General features: G+C 69.1%; 15 protein-coding genes and 1 tRNA gene. 5 read left to right on the plus strand and 11 right to left on the minus strand.

The genetic code is table 11. From position 1 onward, the window contains the following. Positions 1–2: 2 nt before the first annotated feature. Positions 3–1,259, minus strand: coding sequence for a glycerate kinase type-2 family protein (locus tag F3H57_RS17015; RefSeq protein WP_149757234.1), 1,257 nt, complete (start codon positions 1,257–1,259; stop codon positions 3–5). A 65-nt stretch (positions 1,260–1,324) separates the two neighbouring features. After that, complete coding sequence (locus F3H57_RS17020; protein ID WP_149757236.1) at positions 1,325–1,714, minus strand: hypothetical protein; 390 nt, start codon at positions 1,712–1,714, stop codon at positions 1,325–1,327. A 94-nt stretch (positions 1,715–1,808) separates the two neighbouring features. Between F3H57_RS17020 and F3H57_RS17025 the strand changes: the two genes are divergently transcribed. Together F3H57_RS17025 and F3H57_RS17030 are read left to right on the plus strand one after the other, a co-directional pair. Beyond that, positions 1,809–2,072 carry an I78 family peptidase inhibitor gene (locus F3H57_RS17025; protein WP_149757238.1) on the plus strand — a complete coding sequence of 88 codons (264 nt, stop codon included), beginning with the start codon at positions 1,809–1,811 and terminating at the stop codon, positions 2,070–2,072. Positions 2,073–2,295: 223 nt separating this feature from the next. After that, positions 2,296–2,703 (plus strand): universal stress protein, encoded by a 408-nt coding sequence (locus F3H57_RS17030; RefSeq protein WP_149757241.1) that lies wholly within the window; start codon positions 2,296–2,298, stop codon positions 2,701–2,703. A gap of 39 nt (positions 2,704–2,742) precedes the next feature. On the opposite strand, the gene F3H57_RS17035 is transcribed toward F3H57_RS17030, so the two are convergent. The 5 genes from F3H57_RS17035 to F3H57_RS17055 form a co-directional block, all read right to left on the minus strand. After that, positions 2,743–2,928 carry a PLD nuclease N-terminal domain-containing protein gene (locus F3H57_RS17035; protein ID WP_149757243.1) on the minus strand — a complete coding sequence of 62 codons (186 nt, stop codon included), beginning with the start codon at positions 2,926–2,928 and terminating at the stop codon, positions 2,743–2,745. Between the two features lie 271 nt (positions 2,929–3,199). Then, the gene (uvrB, locus tag F3H57_RS17040; protein ID WP_149757245.1) at positions 3,200–5,398 is read right to left on the minus strand and encodes an excinuclease ABC subunit UvrB; all 2,199 of its coding nucleotides are present in this window, start codon (positions 5,396–5,398) and stop codon (positions 3,200–3,202) included. Positions 5,399–5,504: 106 nt separating this feature from the next. Further along, complete coding sequence (locus F3H57_RS17045; protein ID WP_149757247.1) at positions 5,505–6,299, minus strand: metal ABC transporter permease; 795 nt, start codon at positions 6,297–6,299, stop codon at positions 5,505–5,507. Next, on the minus strand, positions 6,299–7,060 hold the full coding sequence (locus F3H57_RS17050; protein ID WP_149757249.1) for a metal ABC transporter ATP-binding protein: 762 nt from the start codon (positions 7,058–7,060) through the stop codon (positions 6,299–6,301). The genes F3H57_RS17045 and F3H57_RS17050 overlap by 1 nt, the downstream gene beginning before the upstream one ends. A 5-nt stretch (positions 7,061–7,065) precedes the next feature. Further along, positions 7,066–7,542 carry a Fur family transcriptional regulator gene (locus tag F3H57_RS17055; protein WP_149757251.1) on the minus strand — a complete coding sequence of 159 codons (477 nt, stop codon included), beginning with the start codon at positions 7,540–7,542 and terminating at the stop codon, positions 7,066–7,068. Between the two features lie 86 nt (positions 7,543–7,628). On the opposite strand from F3H57_RS17055, the gene F3H57_RS17060 reads away from it, so the two are divergent. Then, a complete protein-coding gene (locus tag F3H57_RS17060) occupies positions 7,629–8,741 on the plus strand; it encodes a zinc ABC transporter substrate-binding protein (protein WP_149757253.1) in 1,113 nt (370 codons plus the stop codon). 78 nt (positions 8,742–8,819) lie between these two features. On the opposite strand, the gene F3H57_RS17065 is transcribed toward F3H57_RS17060, so the two are convergent. Next, positions 8,820–8,896, minus strand: a tRNA-Arg gene (locus F3H57_RS17065). 218 nt (positions 8,897–9,114) lie between these two features. On the opposite strand from F3H57_RS17065, the gene F3H57_RS17070 reads away from it, so the two are divergent. Continuing rightward, entirely contained in the window at positions 9,115–11,457 is a 2,343-nt protein-coding gene (locus F3H57_RS17070; protein ID WP_149757255.1) for a Tex family protein, read from the plus strand. Positions 11,458–11,488: 31 nt separating this feature from the next. Here F3H57_RS17070 and F3H57_RS17075 read toward each other — a convergent pair whose 3' ends face one another. Further along, complete coding sequence (locus F3H57_RS17075) at positions 11,489–12,610, minus strand: putative sulfate/molybdate transporter (RefSeq protein ID WP_149757257.1); 1,122 nt, start codon at positions 12,608–12,610, stop codon at positions 11,489–11,491. Positions 12,611–12,693: 83 nt separating this feature from the next. On the opposite strand from F3H57_RS17075, the gene F3H57_RS17080 reads away from it, so the two are divergent. Beyond that, entirely contained in the window at positions 12,694–12,906 is a 213-nt protein-coding gene (locus F3H57_RS17080; RefSeq protein WP_149757259.1) for a TOBE domain-containing protein, read from the plus strand. Between the two features lie 294 nt (positions 12,907–13,200). On the opposite strand, the gene F3H57_RS22315 is transcribed toward F3H57_RS17080, so the two are convergent. Both F3H57_RS22315 and F3H57_RS17090 read right to left on the minus strand, forming a co-directional pair. Continuing rightward, positions 13,201–13,380 (minus strand): hypothetical protein, encoded by a 180-nt coding sequence (locus F3H57_RS22315; protein ID WP_188129725.1) that lies wholly within the window; start codon positions 13,378–13,380, stop codon positions 13,201–13,203. Positions 13,381–13,814: 434 nt separating this feature from the next. Continuing rightward, positions 13,815–14,129: transposase (locus F3H57_RS17090; RefSeq protein ID WP_223163117.1), on the minus strand; the 315-nt coding region annotated here is incomplete at its 5' end.

The raw sequence follows: 14,129 nt of genomic DNA on the forward strand, positions 1-14,129 counted from the left end.
CGTCAGGGCGCGAGCAGCAGGGCCTGCACGTCCGCGACGTTTGTGCCGGTGGCGGGCACCTGCAAGAGATCCCCGGCCAGTTCCAGCGCGCGGTAGCTGTCGTTGTTGCCCAGAAGCGCCGCGGCATTGCCGCCCGCCTTCGCGATCCGGCCTGCGGTTCCGGCATCGACGATACCGCCCGCGGCGTCGGTCGGCCCGTCGCGCCCGTCGGTGCCGCCCGACAGGAACGCCCAGTCGCAGCCCGGATCGGGCGCCGACAGCGCGACGCGCAGGGCAAGCTCCTGGTTGCGCCCGCCAAGACCGTTGCCGCGCAGGTGCACGGTCGTCTCGCCCCCGAACAGCAGCGCGGTCGGCATGTGCGGCCGCTCGAAGGCCGCGACGATCTTCTCGGCCGCGGCGCCCACGTCTCCGACCAGCGCGTCATCGACGATGCGGGCGGCGAAACCGGCCTCGGCCGCCGCCGCCTCCATCGCCTCGAGCGACACCCGGTTGGACCCGATCAGCACGTTCTGCGCCTGCGGGGTCGGCTCGGGCGGGGGCGCGTCCTCCAGCCGGCGGCGCGCGGCTTCGGGCAGATCGTCCCAGAGGCCGGCCTCCACGAGCGTGCGGCGCGCGTCCTCTGCCGTGCCGATGGGGCCGACCGTGGGGCCGGAGGCGACGGCGCGCAGGTCGTCGCCGATCACGTCCGACAGGATGTAGGCGGTCACCGGGGCTGGCGCGGCGCGGCGCAGGAAACCGCCGCCCTTCAGCTGCGAGAGCTGCTGGCGCACGAGGTTCATGCGCACGATGTCGAGGCCGCCGGCCAGGAGCGCCGCGTTCACCGCCTTCTTGTCCTCCAGCGTCAGCGGTGGCACCGGCGCCGGCAGAAGCGCAGACCCGCCGCCCGAGATCAGCGCGATCACCCGATCTTCCGGACCCGCCTCGTCCAGCAGCGCCAGCACCTCCACCGCCGCCGCGGCGCCGGCTTCGTCCGGGACCGGGTGACCCGCGCGCAGGACACGCGCGCCCGGCACCTCCTGGTCGTTCTCGTGATGGGTGACGGCCAGCGCGGTGACGGGGCCGCCGCCGAGCCGGTCCAGCGCGGCGGCGAGCATCCGTGGCGCGGCCTTGCCCACGGCGATCACGAAGGTCCGGCCGGTGGCGGCGCGCGGCGGCCGCGCGGTCAGCGACCGGACCAGCGCCTGCGCCGGGTCGGCCGCCTCCACGGCGGCATCGAAGAGATGGCGCGCGCGCGCCCCGAGGTCGGTTGTCTGGGGCATCTGCGCCTCCGGCTGAAAATCCGTGCATGGGATGGCCGGGCGGGGCGCGCAGTGTCAAGCCCGGCCTAGTCCTGCGGGGCGAGGCTGTCCGCGTGGAGCGTGCGGCATTGCGCGGCCCCGGCCTGCGCCGCCTCGCGCATGTCCGGCAGGCTGGCGCGGATCTCTTCGGCGCGGCGGCGCACCTCGGTCAGGTCGACCGGCACGCGGCGCGGGAACCGCTGCACCCGGTCGGCGACGCAGGGGCGCCGGCCGTGCTTGCCATAATAACAGGTCGTGAACACAGGTACGGTGCGCACGTCGATTTCCACCGCGTAGCCGCGGGCGAGCGTCCGTTCGAGTTCGCGAAGCTCATCCTCCGCTGCCGCTACACGCGCCCCGGCCTGCGAGACGCAGCGTTCGAGCGGTGTGGCGCAGGCCGCGAGAACGAGGAGAAAGGCGAGCGAAAGTCGGCGCATGACGGGACCTTAGCAGGTGTCGCGCCGCTGTCGATCCTTGCCGTGGTGGAGGATGCGAATTAGCCTCGCCTGACAACGATGAAAGGTGTGAAGCATGTCCCGTGGCGCCCTCCCGCTCCTCGCTCTGGTTCTGGCCGCCTCCTGCGCTGAGGTGCCGTCCGATCCGCCTGCGGCGGCCTGCACGCCCGGCGCCTACGACTCGCTCGTGGGCCGCTCGCTGGCCGCAGTGACCCTGCCGGCGGATCTGCCGCAGCGCGTCATCCGTCCGGGCGAGATGGTGACGATGGAATACCGCGCCGATCGCCTGACGCTGGAGGTCGACGAGGGCGGCACGATCACCGCGGCGCGCTGCGGCTGAACGTCTTTCCCCCGGCGCGACCCGGCAAGACTGAGAGGCAGGCGGCACGGTCAAGGGCGCGATGCGCTCCGGTTGATCCGCGCGATCAGGACCGGTTGGCACGGATCGGAAATGACATCGCTGTGCCCGTGGCGGGCGTCGTGCGCTCCGTCCCGAAGGGCTGACATGGATCAAGGCGAGGCTGCGCGCGACCTGACACGGTGGCGCGAGGAGGTACTTTTCCATGTTCAAGAAGATTCTCATCCCCGTCGCCCCCGACCATGCCGAAGCGATCGACGATTCCATCGCCGTCGCCCGCAAGCTCGCCGGCCCGGATACCAAGATCACCGCGCTGTCGGTGCTGGAAGTCGTGCCGCTCTACGTCGCGGCGGAAGTGCCGACGGAGGTCTACGAGCGCTCCTGCCAAGAGATGCAGAAGACGCTGACCGAGGCGTTTCGCGATCTGCCGGAGGTGGAGGTGAGGGCGGTCACGGGCTCCCCGGCCTCGCGTATCGTCGACGAGGTGCGCGACGAGGGGTTCGACCTCATCGTGATCCGCTCGCACAAGCCGGGGATCCAGGACTGGTTCCTGGGCTCGACCGCGGGACGCGTGGTGCGTCACGCGCCGTGTTCGGTGCACGTCGTCAGGTAGGCGGCCGGCGCCGGGATGCGGCACCGGCCGGAGACCGGGTCAGCTGCGCACGGGTTTGCCGCGCGGGCCGGCGACCAGCCAGGCGATGAAGCCCAGCACCGGCAGGATCAGAATTACGAGCGTCCAGATCACCTTCGCGGCCGTCGACGCGGCGGAGGTGATGATCTGGTAGATCGCGTAGATGTCGAGGATGAGGACGATCAGTCCGAGTAGGCCGTATTCCATCGGGATGACTCCGTTTCGGGCAGGGTATTGCCTGACAAACCCGTGAGGCGGCACGGCTGTTCCCGAGTCGGCCGGGTGGGCAGATGGCCCACCCTGCGAAACGCGCCATCAACCGACTTCGGTGGAGGCTCGGCCGCGTGGCGCGTCATCGCCGGATCCGCTGCCCGGGCGGCACGTTCTTCTTCAGCCGTCGCGAGGGGCAGTCGAACCGCGCCTCCTCCCGGACGTGCGCCGACCTGTAGGCGGGCGAGCTGCCCACCGCCTCGCCGGCCTACTTCTTGCGCCGCTGCACGTTGCCGCCGCGCTGGCCGGGCCGTCCGGCTGTCGACCGCCCCGACCGTTTCGTCGCCTCGTCGGAGGCCTTCTCGACCGCCTGCTGACGCGCGAGCGGGTCGTCTGCCACGGCAAGGTCCACAGCCTCCAGCCGCTTGACCTCGTCGCGCAGCCGCGCGGCTTCCTCGAATTCCAGGTTCTCGGCCGCCTTGCGCATGTCCTCGCGCATACCGTCCAGCACCGCCTGCATGTTCGACCCCTGGTGCTGGTCGTCGATCTTCGCCGTCACGCGGTTCATGTCGGTGTCGCCCTGGTAGACGCCCGCCAGCACGTCCTCGACGTTCTTGCGGATCGTCTCGGGGGTGATCCCGTGCGCCTCGTTGTAGGCGATCTGCTTCTCGCGGCGCCGGTTGGTCTCTCCGATCGCCCGCTCCATGGAGCCGGTGATGCGGTCGGCGTACATGATCACCCGCCCCTCGGCGTTCCGCGCCGCACGGCCGATGGTCTGGATCAGCGAAGTCTCGGAGCGCAGGAAGCCTTCCTTGTCCGCGTCGAGGATCGCCACCAGTCCGCATTCGGGGATGTCGAGCCCCTCGCGCAGAAGGTTGATGCCCACCAGCACGTCGAACGCGCCGAGGCGCAGGTCGCGCAGGATCTCGATGCGTTCGATCGTGTCGATGTCCGAATGCATGTAGCGCACGCGGATGCCCTGTTCGTGCAGGTACTCCGTCAGGTCCTCGGCCATGCGCTTGGTCAGCACGGTGCAGAGCGTGCGGTAGCCCGCCTGGCTGACGCGGCGGATCTCGTCCAGAAGATCGTCGACCTGAGTCTCTACGGGGCGGATCTCGACCTGCGGGTCGAGAAGGCCGGTCGGCCGGATGACCTGCTCGGCAAAGACCCCGCCGGACTGGTCAAGCTCCCAGTTCGCGGGCGTCGCGGAGACGAAGATCGATTGCGGGCGCATCGCGTCCCATTCCTCGAACTTGAGGGGTCGGTTGTCCATGCAGGAGGGCAGGCGGAAGCCGTGCTCGGCCAGCGTGAACTTGCGGCGGTAGTCGCCCTTGTACATCGCGCCGATCTGCGGGACCGACACGTGGCTTTCGTCCGCGAAGACGATGGCCTCGTCGGGAATGAATTCGAACAGGGTCGGGGGCGGCTCGCCCGGCGCGCGGCCCGTCAGGTAGCGCGAATAGTTCTCGATCCCGTTGCAGGAGCCGGTGGCCTCAAGCATCTCCAGGTCGAAGTTGGTGCGCTGCTCCAGCCGCTGCGCCTCGAGGAGCTTGCCCTCGCCGACGAGGATGTCGAGCCGTTGGCGCAGCTCCTTCTTGATCTGCTCGGCCGCCTGCTTGAGCGTCGGGCGCGGCGTGACATAGTGCGAATTGGCGTAGATGCGGATGCGCTCGAAAGACCCGCTCTTTTGGCCGGTCAGCGGATCGAACTCGGTGATCGCCTCCAGTTCCTCGCCGAAGAAGGAGAAGCGCCAGGCGCGATCCTCGAGGTGCGCCGGCCAGACCTCCAGCACGTCGCCCCGCACCCGGAACGACCCGCGCTGGAACGCCTGGTCGTTGCGCTTGTATTGCTGCGCCACGAGGTCGGCCATCACCGCGCGCTGATCGTATTCGCGGCCCACGAACAGGTCCTGCGTCATCGCCCCGTAGGTCTCCACCGACCCGATGCCGTAGATGCACGACACCGACGCGACGATGATCACGTCATCGCGTTCGAGCAGCGCGCGGGTGGCCGAGTGGCGCATCCGGTCGATCTGCTCGTTGATCTGGCTTTCCTTCTCGATATACGTGTCCGAGCGCGGGACATACGCCTCCGGCTGGTAATAGTCGTAGTAGGACACGAAGTACTCGACCGCGTTCTCCGGAAAGAAATGTCTGAATTCGCCGTAAAGCTGCGCGGCGAGCGTCTTGTTGGGCGCCAGGATGATCGCGGGGCGCTGAGTCTCCTCGATCACCTTGGCCATGGTGAAGGTCTTGCCGGTCCCGGTCGCGCCCAGCAGCACCTGGTTGCGCTCGCCCGACAGGACCTGTTCCGACAGCTCCTTGATCGCGGCCGGCTGGTCGCCGGCCGGCGCGTATTCGGTGTGCATCACGAAGCGCTGGCCGCCCTCGAGCTTCTCGCGCACCGCGACCTCGGGCGCCGGGGCGTGCAGAAGCTCGGGCATCTGGTCGGGGCGGTTGTTGTGCATGGGGCAGCTCCTTCGCGTCGCCTTCCACACTTGCGTGCGCGCGCCGCGTCTTCAAGGGCGCCGGGTGCCCGGGTCGCAGCGGCGCGGGCGATCCCGCCGGGCGTTGCTAGGCCGCGCGCCGCAGCCCCGAGACCGTCGTCGACAGGCTGAAGAGCAGCGCCGCCACGCAGACGATCGTCGGTCCGGTGGGCGTGTCGAGCGCGTAGGACGCGCGCAGCCCGGCCCACGCGGCGGCCATCGCGACCAGCGCGGCCAGCGCGCCCATCCGTTCGGGGGTCGCCGCGAAGGGCCGCACGGTGGCCGCCGGGATGATCAGCAGCGCGGTGATCAGCAGGACGCCGACGACCTTGATCGCCACGGCGACCACGACTGCGAGCGCGAGGGTCAGGACGAGCTGTTCGCGCTTGGGGTCGATCCCGGCGGCGCGGGCGAGGTCGGGGTTCAGCGTCGCGGTCAGCAGCGCCGACCAGCGCCAGCCGATCAGGGCCAGCACCAGGGCCGCGCCGCCCCAGATCACCGCGAGATCGCCGCGCGACACTGACAGGATGTCGCCGAAGAGATAGGCCATCAGGTCGATCCGCACGCCCTCCAGGAACGACACGCCCACGAGGCCGAAGGCGAGTGCCGAATGCGCCATGACGCCAAGCAGCGTGTCCATCGCGTAGCCCCGCCCCGAGATCAGCGACACCGCCGTCGCCATGATCAGCGCGACCATCATCGCCCCCGCGAAGACGGGAACCGAGAAGGCGAGCGACAGCGCGACGCCGAGGATCGCCGCATGCGCCGTCGCGTCGCCGAAATAGGCCATGCGGCGCCAGACCACGAAACAGCCCAGCGGCGCCGCCGCCAGCCCCGTGCCGATTCCAGCGAGCGCGGCGCGGGTCATGAAATCGTCGAGCATTATCGGGCGGCGTCCTGTTCGTGGGCGTGGTCGCACGGACCGTCGTGGAAATGGGTGTGGTCATGGTGATGGCGGTAGAGTGCCAGAGCGCCCCGCGTTCCTTCTCCGAACAGCCGCCGGTAATCCGGCGCCGCCGCGACCACTTCGGGCGTGCCCTCGCAGCAGACATGCCCGTTGAGGCAGATCACCCGGTCGGAGGCGCTCATCACCACGTGCAGATCGTGGCTGATCATCAGCACGCCGCAGCCGGTTTCCGCGCGCACTTCCTCGATCCGCTCGTAGAAGGCGGCCGAGCCCGGCTGGTCGAGCCCGGCGGTGGCCTCGTCGAGGATCAGCAGGTGCGGCTCTTCCAGGATCGCGCGGGCGAGAAGCGCACGCTGGAACTGCCCGCCCGAGAGCGCGGCCATCTGCCGCCGGCCGATATCCGGCACGCCGGCCCGCTCCAGCGCCTCGCGCGCCCGGGCCGCCGGCACCCGGCGGGGCAGGCCGAGAAACCGTTCGACCGTCATCGGCAGCGTCGGGTCGAGCACCAGCCGTTGCGGCACGTAGCCTATGCGCAGGACGGGCGCGCGGTCGATCCGGCCGCGCACGGGCGGCACGCCGCCGAGGATCGCGGCGATCAGCGTCGACTTGCCCGAGCCGTTCGGCCCGACGATGGTGACGATCTCGCCCGGATCGACGTGCAGGTCGATGTCGTGCAGGACCGTCGTTTCGCCGTAGCGGACGGTCAGGCCGCTGGTGCTGACAAGGGGGCTGGGCACGACGCTCAGGCCGCTTCCGCGCAATCGGGGCACAGGCCTTCGGCCTCGCGCACCGCGCGCTCGATGACGAACCCGGCCTGCCGCGCGGCGCGCCCGATCTCGCCCTTGCCCGGGTCCGATTCCGCCTCGACCACGCGGTTGCAGGACCGGCAGATCAGGAAGACGGGCGCGTGCGGATTGTCGAGATGCGAACAGGCGATGAAGGCGTTCAGCCGCTCGATCCGGTGCGCCAGCCCGTGCCGGGTGAGGAAGTCGAGCGCGCGATAGGCCACCGGCGGCTGCGAGCCGAGCCCTTCGGCGCGCAGCACGTCGAGGATCTCGTAGGCGCCCATCGCCTTGTGTTCGGACAGCAGGATCTCGAGGACGCGCTGCCGCGTAGGCGTGAACTGCAGGCTCCGCTCGTTGCAGATCTGCGCGGCCGCCGCGACGCCATCGGCGATGCAGCTGTGGTGGTCGTGCGTCTCGAACGCCTGGCTCGTCATCGCCCTCTCCTGTGCAGAATGGGGTTGATACGTTATAGTATACCGACTATGCGGATATACGTGTTACATAATCACAGGAGCTTACGATGTCCATGACCTTTCGCCGATCCCTGTTGCCCTGTGCTCTGGCCGCGACGGCCGCAACCACCGCGGCGGCCGATGTTCCGCGGGTCGCGACCGACGTCGCGCCGGTCCACGGCCTCGTTGCGCGCGTGATGGCGGGAGTGGGCGAGCCGGAGACCGTGGTGCAGCCGGGCTCCTCGCCGCACAGCTACTCGATGCGCCCGTCCGAGGCCCGCGCGCTGGAACAGGCCGACCTGGTGTTCTGGGTCGGAGAGGAATTGGAACCCTGGCTTGCCGGGGCGGTCGAGACTCTGGCGTCGGATGCAAGGATCGTCGAGTTGCTCGATGCGCCGGGGATCACGACGCTGGAGTTCAGGCAGGGCGCGACGTTCGGCGGACATGACCACGAGGGGCACGAGCACGCCGTTGACGACCGCGCGGACCACGATCACGAGGCCGAGGATCACGCGGACCACGATCACGAGGGCGCGGAGCACGGCCACGACAACGAGGGCCATGCCGAGCACACCCACGATCACGAAGACCACGATCATGGGGGCGAAGCCCACGAGGACCATGACCATGAGAGCGACGACCATGCCGGGCACGATCACGCCCACGACGGGGTCGACCCCCATGCCTGGCTCGACCCCGAGAACGGCAAGGTCTGGCTCGACCTGATCGCGGAGGAACTGGCTGCGCTCGACCCCGAGAACGCGGAGACCTACCGCAGCAACGCCGCCGCCGGACAGGACGAGATCGACGGCGTTATCGCCGAGGTGCGCGAGACACTCTCGGCTGCCGGAGCCATCGACTTCGTGGTCTTCCACGACGCCTATCACTACTTCGAGAACCGCTTCGACGTTCCGGCCGCCGGAGCGATCTCGCTCAGCGACGCCTCGGACCCGACCCCGGCACGGGTTGAGGAGATCCGCGATACCGTGCGCGAGCTAGGCGTCGCCTGCGTGTTCTCGGAGCCGCAATTCGACCAGCGCCTGGTGCGCACCGTGCTCGACGGCACCGAGGGACAGGCCGGGGTCATCGACCCGCTCGGATTCGAAATCGAGATGGGTCCGGACTTCTATCCGGCGCTGATCCGGTCGATCGCCGAGGAAATGGCCGGCTGCGCGTCCTGAAGCGCAATCCCGCCCGAACATCCAAGTCCCTCGCCGCACCGCCGTCGGGGGATTTTTCGTGGGGCATGCCCGGAGGTGTGGCGATCCCTTGAGGACTCGAACCCCAAACCTGCTGATTAGAAGTCAGCTGCTCTATCCAGTTGAGCTAAGGGACCGCTAAGAGCGGCGCGAACGTCTCTCCGGTCAGTGTGTCCGGCCGGGTTCTGGCTATCCCAGCCGTTTCGTCCGGACAAGAGACTTCGGCCCCGGTCGCATGGTCCGCAGTCGTTCGGCACGGCGGGCGGGCGCGGACCGGGCCATGCTCCGCAGACCACCCTTGGCGCGGAGGTGCCGGAACGCTAGAACGGTCCTCCGCCCATCCCGGAGGAGCCCCTTGGACACCACAGCGACTCGCATCGCCCGCACCATCGCCACCGAAATCGCGGCCAGCCCGGCGCAGGTCTCGGCCGCCGTTTCGCTTCTGGACGAGGGCGCGACCGTTCCCTTCGTCGCCCGCTACCGCAAGGAGGCGACCGGCGGGCTCGACGACACGCAGCTGCGCACGCTGTCCGACCGGCTGGTCTACCTGCGCGACATGGAAAAGCGCCGCGCCGCGATCCTCGAGTCGATCCGCGGGCAAGATAAGCTGACCGACGAGCTCGCCCGCGCCATCGCGGCTGCCGACACCAAGGCGACGCTCGAGGACATCTACCTGCCCTACAAGCCCAAGCGCCGCACAAAGGCGATGATCGCCCGCGAGAACGGGCTGGAGCCGCTGTTGCGCGCCATCGAGGGTGACCGTTCGGCCGATCCGCAGGCCCTTGCCGCAGGCTACATCGGAGAGGCGGTGGAGACGTCCAAGGCGGCGCTCGACGGGGCGCGCGACATCCTCGCCGAGGAGCTGTCAGAGAACGCCGAGCTTCTGGGCCGCCTGCGCGCGTTCATGCAGCGCGAGGCCCAGATCACGGCCCGGGTCGCGCCCGGCAAGGAAGAAGCCGGCGCGAAGTTCAGCGACTATTTCGACCACCGCGAGGCCTGGGCGAAGATCCCGGCGCACCGCGCGCTGGCGATCCTGCGCGCCGCCAAGGAAGAGGTCGTCACCGTCGAGATCGCGCCGGATCCGGAAACCGGCCGAGCGCAAGCGGTCGGCATCGTCTGCTCGGCCATCGGCATCAAGGGCGAGGGGGCGGGCGACACCTGGCTGCGCGAGGCCGCCGACTGGACGTGGCGCGTGAAGCTGTCGCTGACGATGTACGTGGACCTTCTGACCGACCTGCGCCGCCGCGCCCACGAAGAGGCCATTGCCGTCTTCGCCCGCAACCTGCGCGACCTCCTGCTCGCCGCGCCGGCGGGCGCGCGGCCGACGCTGGGGCTCGACCCCGGCATCCGCACCGGCGTGAAGGCGGCGGTGGTCGACGCGACCGGCAAGCTGCTTGAGACGGCGACGCTCTATCCGTTCAAGCCGAAGATGGACCTTCAGGGCGCGCAGGCGAAGATCGCGGAGATGGTGCGCCGGCACGGGGTGGAGATCATCGCCATCGGCAACGGCACCGCCAGCCGCGAGACGGAGCGGATGGTTGCCGACACGCTCAAGCTGATGGAGGGCAGGGCGCCCCAGCAGGTCGTGGTGTCGGAGGCCGGCGCGTCTGTCTATTCGGCCTCCGAGCTCGCCGCGCAGGAATTTCCCGACCTCGACGTCAGCCTGCGCGGCGCGGTGTCCATCGCGCGGCGGCTTCAGGACCCGCTGGCGGAGCTGGTGAAGGTGCCGCCCGAAAGCATCGGCGTCGGCCAGTACCAGCACGACGTCGACCAGCGGCGGCTCGCGCAGGCGCTGGAGGGCGTGGTCGAGGACGCGGTGAACGGGGTCGGGGTCGATCTCAACATGGCCTCCGCGCCGCTTCTGGCGCATGTGGCGGGGCTCGGCCCCTCGGTGGCGCAGTCCATCGTGGCGCACCGCGACGCGAACGGCGCCTTTGCCTCGCGCAAGGCGCTGCTGAAGGTGTCGGGGATCGGGCCGAAGGCGTTCGAGCAATGCGCCGGCTTCCTGCGCATCCGCGGCGGGGCCGAGCCGCTCGACGCCTCCTCGGTCCACCCGGAGGCCTACGACGTCGCCCGGCGCATCGTCGGCGCCTGCGGGCGGGATATCCGCGAGATCATGGGCCGGCCCGAGGCGCTGCGCGGGCTTGAGGCGCACGACTTCGTCGACGACCGGTTCGGCCTGCCCACGGTGCGCGACATTCTGGCGGAGCTGGAAAAGCCCGGCCGCGATCCCAGGCCCGAATTCCGTACCGCGAAGTTCACCGACGGGGTCGAGGACATCAAGGACCTCAAGCCCGGCATGCGGCTCGAAGGTACGGTGACGAACGTGGCCGCCTTCGGGGCCTTCGTGGACGTGGGCGTGCACCAGGACGGGCTGGTCCATGTCAGCCAGCTTGCCGACCGCTTCGTTAAGGATCCGCACGAGGTGGTGAAGGCCGGCGACGTCGTGCAGGTGCGCGTGACGGAGGTGGACATTCCGCGCAACCGGATCGGCCTGTCGATGCGCAAGGAAAGCGCGGGCGGCGCCCCGGCGAAGCGCGACGACAAGGGCCGCGCCGACAAGGAGCGCACCAGTGGTGGTCGACCCGAAAAGGGCAAGGGGCGTGCCCCCAGGGGCAAGGCGTTGGACAAGGGCCAGCAGACGGGCGGTCAGGGTGCCCTTGGCGATGCCTTGATGGCGGCGATGAAGAAGAAATGAAGCCTCGGCGGGCGGGGGCGGCCCGCCGCGCTCACTCCCGAAGCTTCAGGTGCCGGAGCGTCCATTTGCGCACCGCCTCCGTGGCCGTTCCGACCAGCAGGCCGGCGAACGGGTCGAAGGCGACGCAGACCAGCGCGGTCGCGCCGATCACCGGATAGCAGGATGGCCGGCTATCCCGGACGCGCGGATCGTTCGCCAGTTCGATGGCGGCGACAAGAAGCAGTACGCCCAGGACGCTTTGCGGAAAGCGGGCGAGGAAGGCCATGCTCGTCTCGGCCGGCAGCGCGGCAAGGGCGAGCATACCGGCCAGCATGAGCGCCGCGGCCCCGCTTCGCGCGCCGAAGGAATGGTGCGCCGCCAGCCCCCCGGCGCCGTGGCACATCGGCAGGGCGCCGAGCGGGGCGAGCGCGCAGTTCAGCAGCCCCGAACTGAGGCAGAGCCGCCGCGGTGTGACATGCGCGGCGCGTGTGTCGAACAGGTCCCCGGCCACCAGCGCTGTCAGGATTACCGCGTTGGTGAGCGTCAGCGCCAGTTGCGGCAGCACGAGGTCGGTAAGGGCGCCCACCGCGACCGTCAGGCTCTGCGGTCCGAACAGGGCGGGCGGCCACGAATGTGTCGGCAACGGGCCGGGGGCGCTCGCCAGCGGCACGAACGCCGCGCCGAGGACGAGCAGGACCAGCGCCGATGGCGCCCCGATCCTGCGCGCGGCAAGCAGCACCGCGAGCGCCGCGACCGCCAGGAACGGCCCGGTTGCCATCAATCCGAGCGCGACCCAGCCGAGGGCGAGGCCCAGGCCGACCCGCAGCCCCGCGATGATGGAACGCGGCACGACCCGCGCCAGCCGGTCGATCGCGCCGGTCGCGCCGAGGCCGATCAGCACCGCTCCGATCATCAGGCCCGACAGGGCCACTGCCTCGGGCGTGACTCCGGCGACCATCAAGAGGGCGGCAATCGCCTTCATCGGCTGCACGGGGATCGGCAGCCGGTAGATCAGCCCTGTCGCAAGATAGGCGACCGCGAAGCCGAGCAGCACCGGCGTCGGAGCGAGGCCGCCGACCGTGATCGCCCCGATCATCAGCGGCAGCAGCGTGCCGGTATCGCCGAGCGCGCCGTTCAGCTCGTCCAGCGTCCAACGGAATGGGGCCCCCGTCATGCCGGGACTCCGGTACGTTCGGCCTTGAATCTTCCCGACAAAACGAGACCTTGGGGGCGACACACTTTCAAAAGGACGAGACGATGAAACTCAGCGCACGCAACACGCTCAAGGGCACCGTGGTCGAGGTCGAGAAGGGCGCGGTGAACGCCACCGTCCGGATCGATCTCGGGGGCGGGACGATCATCACCTCGATGATCACCAACGACGCGGTGGAGGAGCTCGGCCTCGAAAAGGGCAAGTCGGCCTATGCTGTGATCAAGGCGTCGCACGTGATGGTCGCCGCCGAGGATTGAGGCGCCGGGGCGCGTCCGCCGGTCGCGGCGGCACCCGCACGTGCTGGGCAACGGCTCATGACCGGACGCGTGCACATGTCGTCTCCACCCGGCCGGATGCGGCCGGCCGCGTGATCTCGTGGCCTCATGCCGCCGCGCTGTGCCCGCTGCCCGCACGGGCCAAGGGTGTGGCGCGATCTCTCGCCGGATCGGTCTGTAGAACTTGATCGAGTTTGTCCCAAGCAAAAATCGGCGCAATTAACGGTCCAAAGTCGCTACCCTGAAAGAGGGCGCAAAATCAAGTAACCTGAAGTTTTACCGAATGTAGGCCAAGTTGTTCCCGGGATGACCGTGCAGGGTGGCGCTCACCCGCACCAATTCGCCCGTAGTGGCGAAGATACCGTATTTCGGAGACTTTTCCGGTCGTTCGACCCGGTCGAGCCTTCCGCCGACGGCGTAGCGGTAATCCTGCCGCGGACCGGTGTTCGGGTCCATGCTCTTCACCGAGAAGCCGCGCTGGTCAGGCCCGACCGGGCTCGGCCATGCGCCTTGCGCAAGAGAGGCGGTGGCGAAAGAGAGGCCCATGGCGGCGACGCAGACCACCCGAATGCCGGCTCGGTGTCTGATGGGCTCTCTCAAAACAACACGGCCGCGATCCGGCTGTGCATTAGGTTGCCGTGTCAGTTTGCGGTGGTCCCTGGGATAAAGCTATCGCTTTGAGCAACGAACCGGCGCCAGTAGCGGCTGCCCTGTCCACGGTCACGCCGACGATCTTATCGGCGGAAACGCGTCGCGGCTTACACGCATCAAGACTTCCGTCGGCATCAAGTGTGCCGCAGCGCGCGAACGTCCCCTTCATGCGGATGTTGTTGAAAAACTCGCCTCAGTTTTCCCGTGGATTGGATAGCCATTGCGGTCCTGCCAACTTCTCAGGCCACTGAAGGCCTCAGCTTGGCGAGTTTGCGGAGGTTCTGGACGGTTGCGGCTATGTGGAACTCGTCTTTGGCGCCATTTGGTCCCCTGAGGCGAAGGCGGTCGAGGCCAAGAATGCGCTTCAGGTGAGCGAAGAGCATCTCGACTTTCTTCCGGGCGTATCCCGAAGTGACATAGGCATCGGTCTTGGCGATCTCTCGGGCTTTCTGGCGCGCGTGCTCGTACCGCGATCGGGAGATCTTTCGCGTGGCCTGGTTAGGTGTGCAGTGCGGCTTCAGCGCGCAGGCGGCGCAATCCTGTTTCCGAGCATA

This window comes from Roseivivax sediminis (assembly GCF_900112685.1).
Lineage (GTDB): Bacteria > Pseudomonadota > Alphaproteobacteria > Rhodobacterales > Rhodobacteraceae > Roseivivax > Roseivivax sediminis.

Bases quoted from the DNA above. Each gene is read 5' to 3' on its own strand.
- F3H57_RS17015 (WP_149757234.1), bottom strand. From the start codon at position 1,259: ATGCCCCAGACAACCGACCTCGGGGCGCGCGCGCGCCATCTCTTCGAT.
- F3H57_RS17020 (WP_149757236.1), bottom strand. From the start codon at position 1,714: ATGCGCCGACTTTCGCTCGCCTTTCTCCTCGTTCTCGCGGCCTGCGCC.
- F3H57_RS17025 (WP_149757238.1), top strand. From the start codon at position 1,809: ATGTCCCGTGGCGCCCTCCCGCTCCTCGCTCTGGTTCTGGCCGCCTCC.
- F3H57_RS17030 (WP_149757241.1), top strand. From the start codon at position 2,296: ATGTTCAAGAAGATTCTCATCCCCGTCGCCCCCGACCATGCCGAAGCG.
- F3H57_RS17035 (WP_149757243.1), bottom strand. From the start codon at position 2,928: ATGGAATACGGCCTACTCGGACTGATCGTCCTCATCCTCGACATCTAC.
- uvrB (WP_149757245.1), bottom strand. From the start codon at position 5,398: ATGCACAACAACCGCCCCGACCAGATGCCCGAGCTTCTGCACGCCCCG.
- F3H57_RS17045 (WP_149757247.1), bottom strand. From the start codon at position 6,299: ATGCTCGACGATTTCATGACCCGCGCCGCGCTCGCTGGAATCGGCACG.
- F3H57_RS17055 (WP_149757251.1), bottom strand. From the start codon at position 7,542: ATGACGAGCCAGGCGTTCGAGACGCACGACCACCACAGCTGCATCGCC.
- F3H57_RS17060 (WP_149757253.1), top strand. From the start codon at position 7,629: ATGTCCATGACCTTTCGCCGATCCCTGTTGCCCTGTGCTCTGGCCGCG.
- F3H57_RS17075 (WP_149757257.1), bottom strand. From the start codon at position 12,610: ATGACGGGGGCCCCATTCCGTTGGACGCTGGACGAGCTGAACGGCGCG.
- F3H57_RS17080 (WP_149757259.1), top strand. From the start codon at position 12,694: ATGAAACTCAGCGCACGCAACACGCTCAAGGGCACCGTGGTCGAGGTC.
- F3H57_RS22315 (WP_188129725.1), bottom strand. From the start codon at position 13,380: ATGGACCCGAACACCGGTCCGCGGCAGGATTACCGCTACGCCGTCGGC.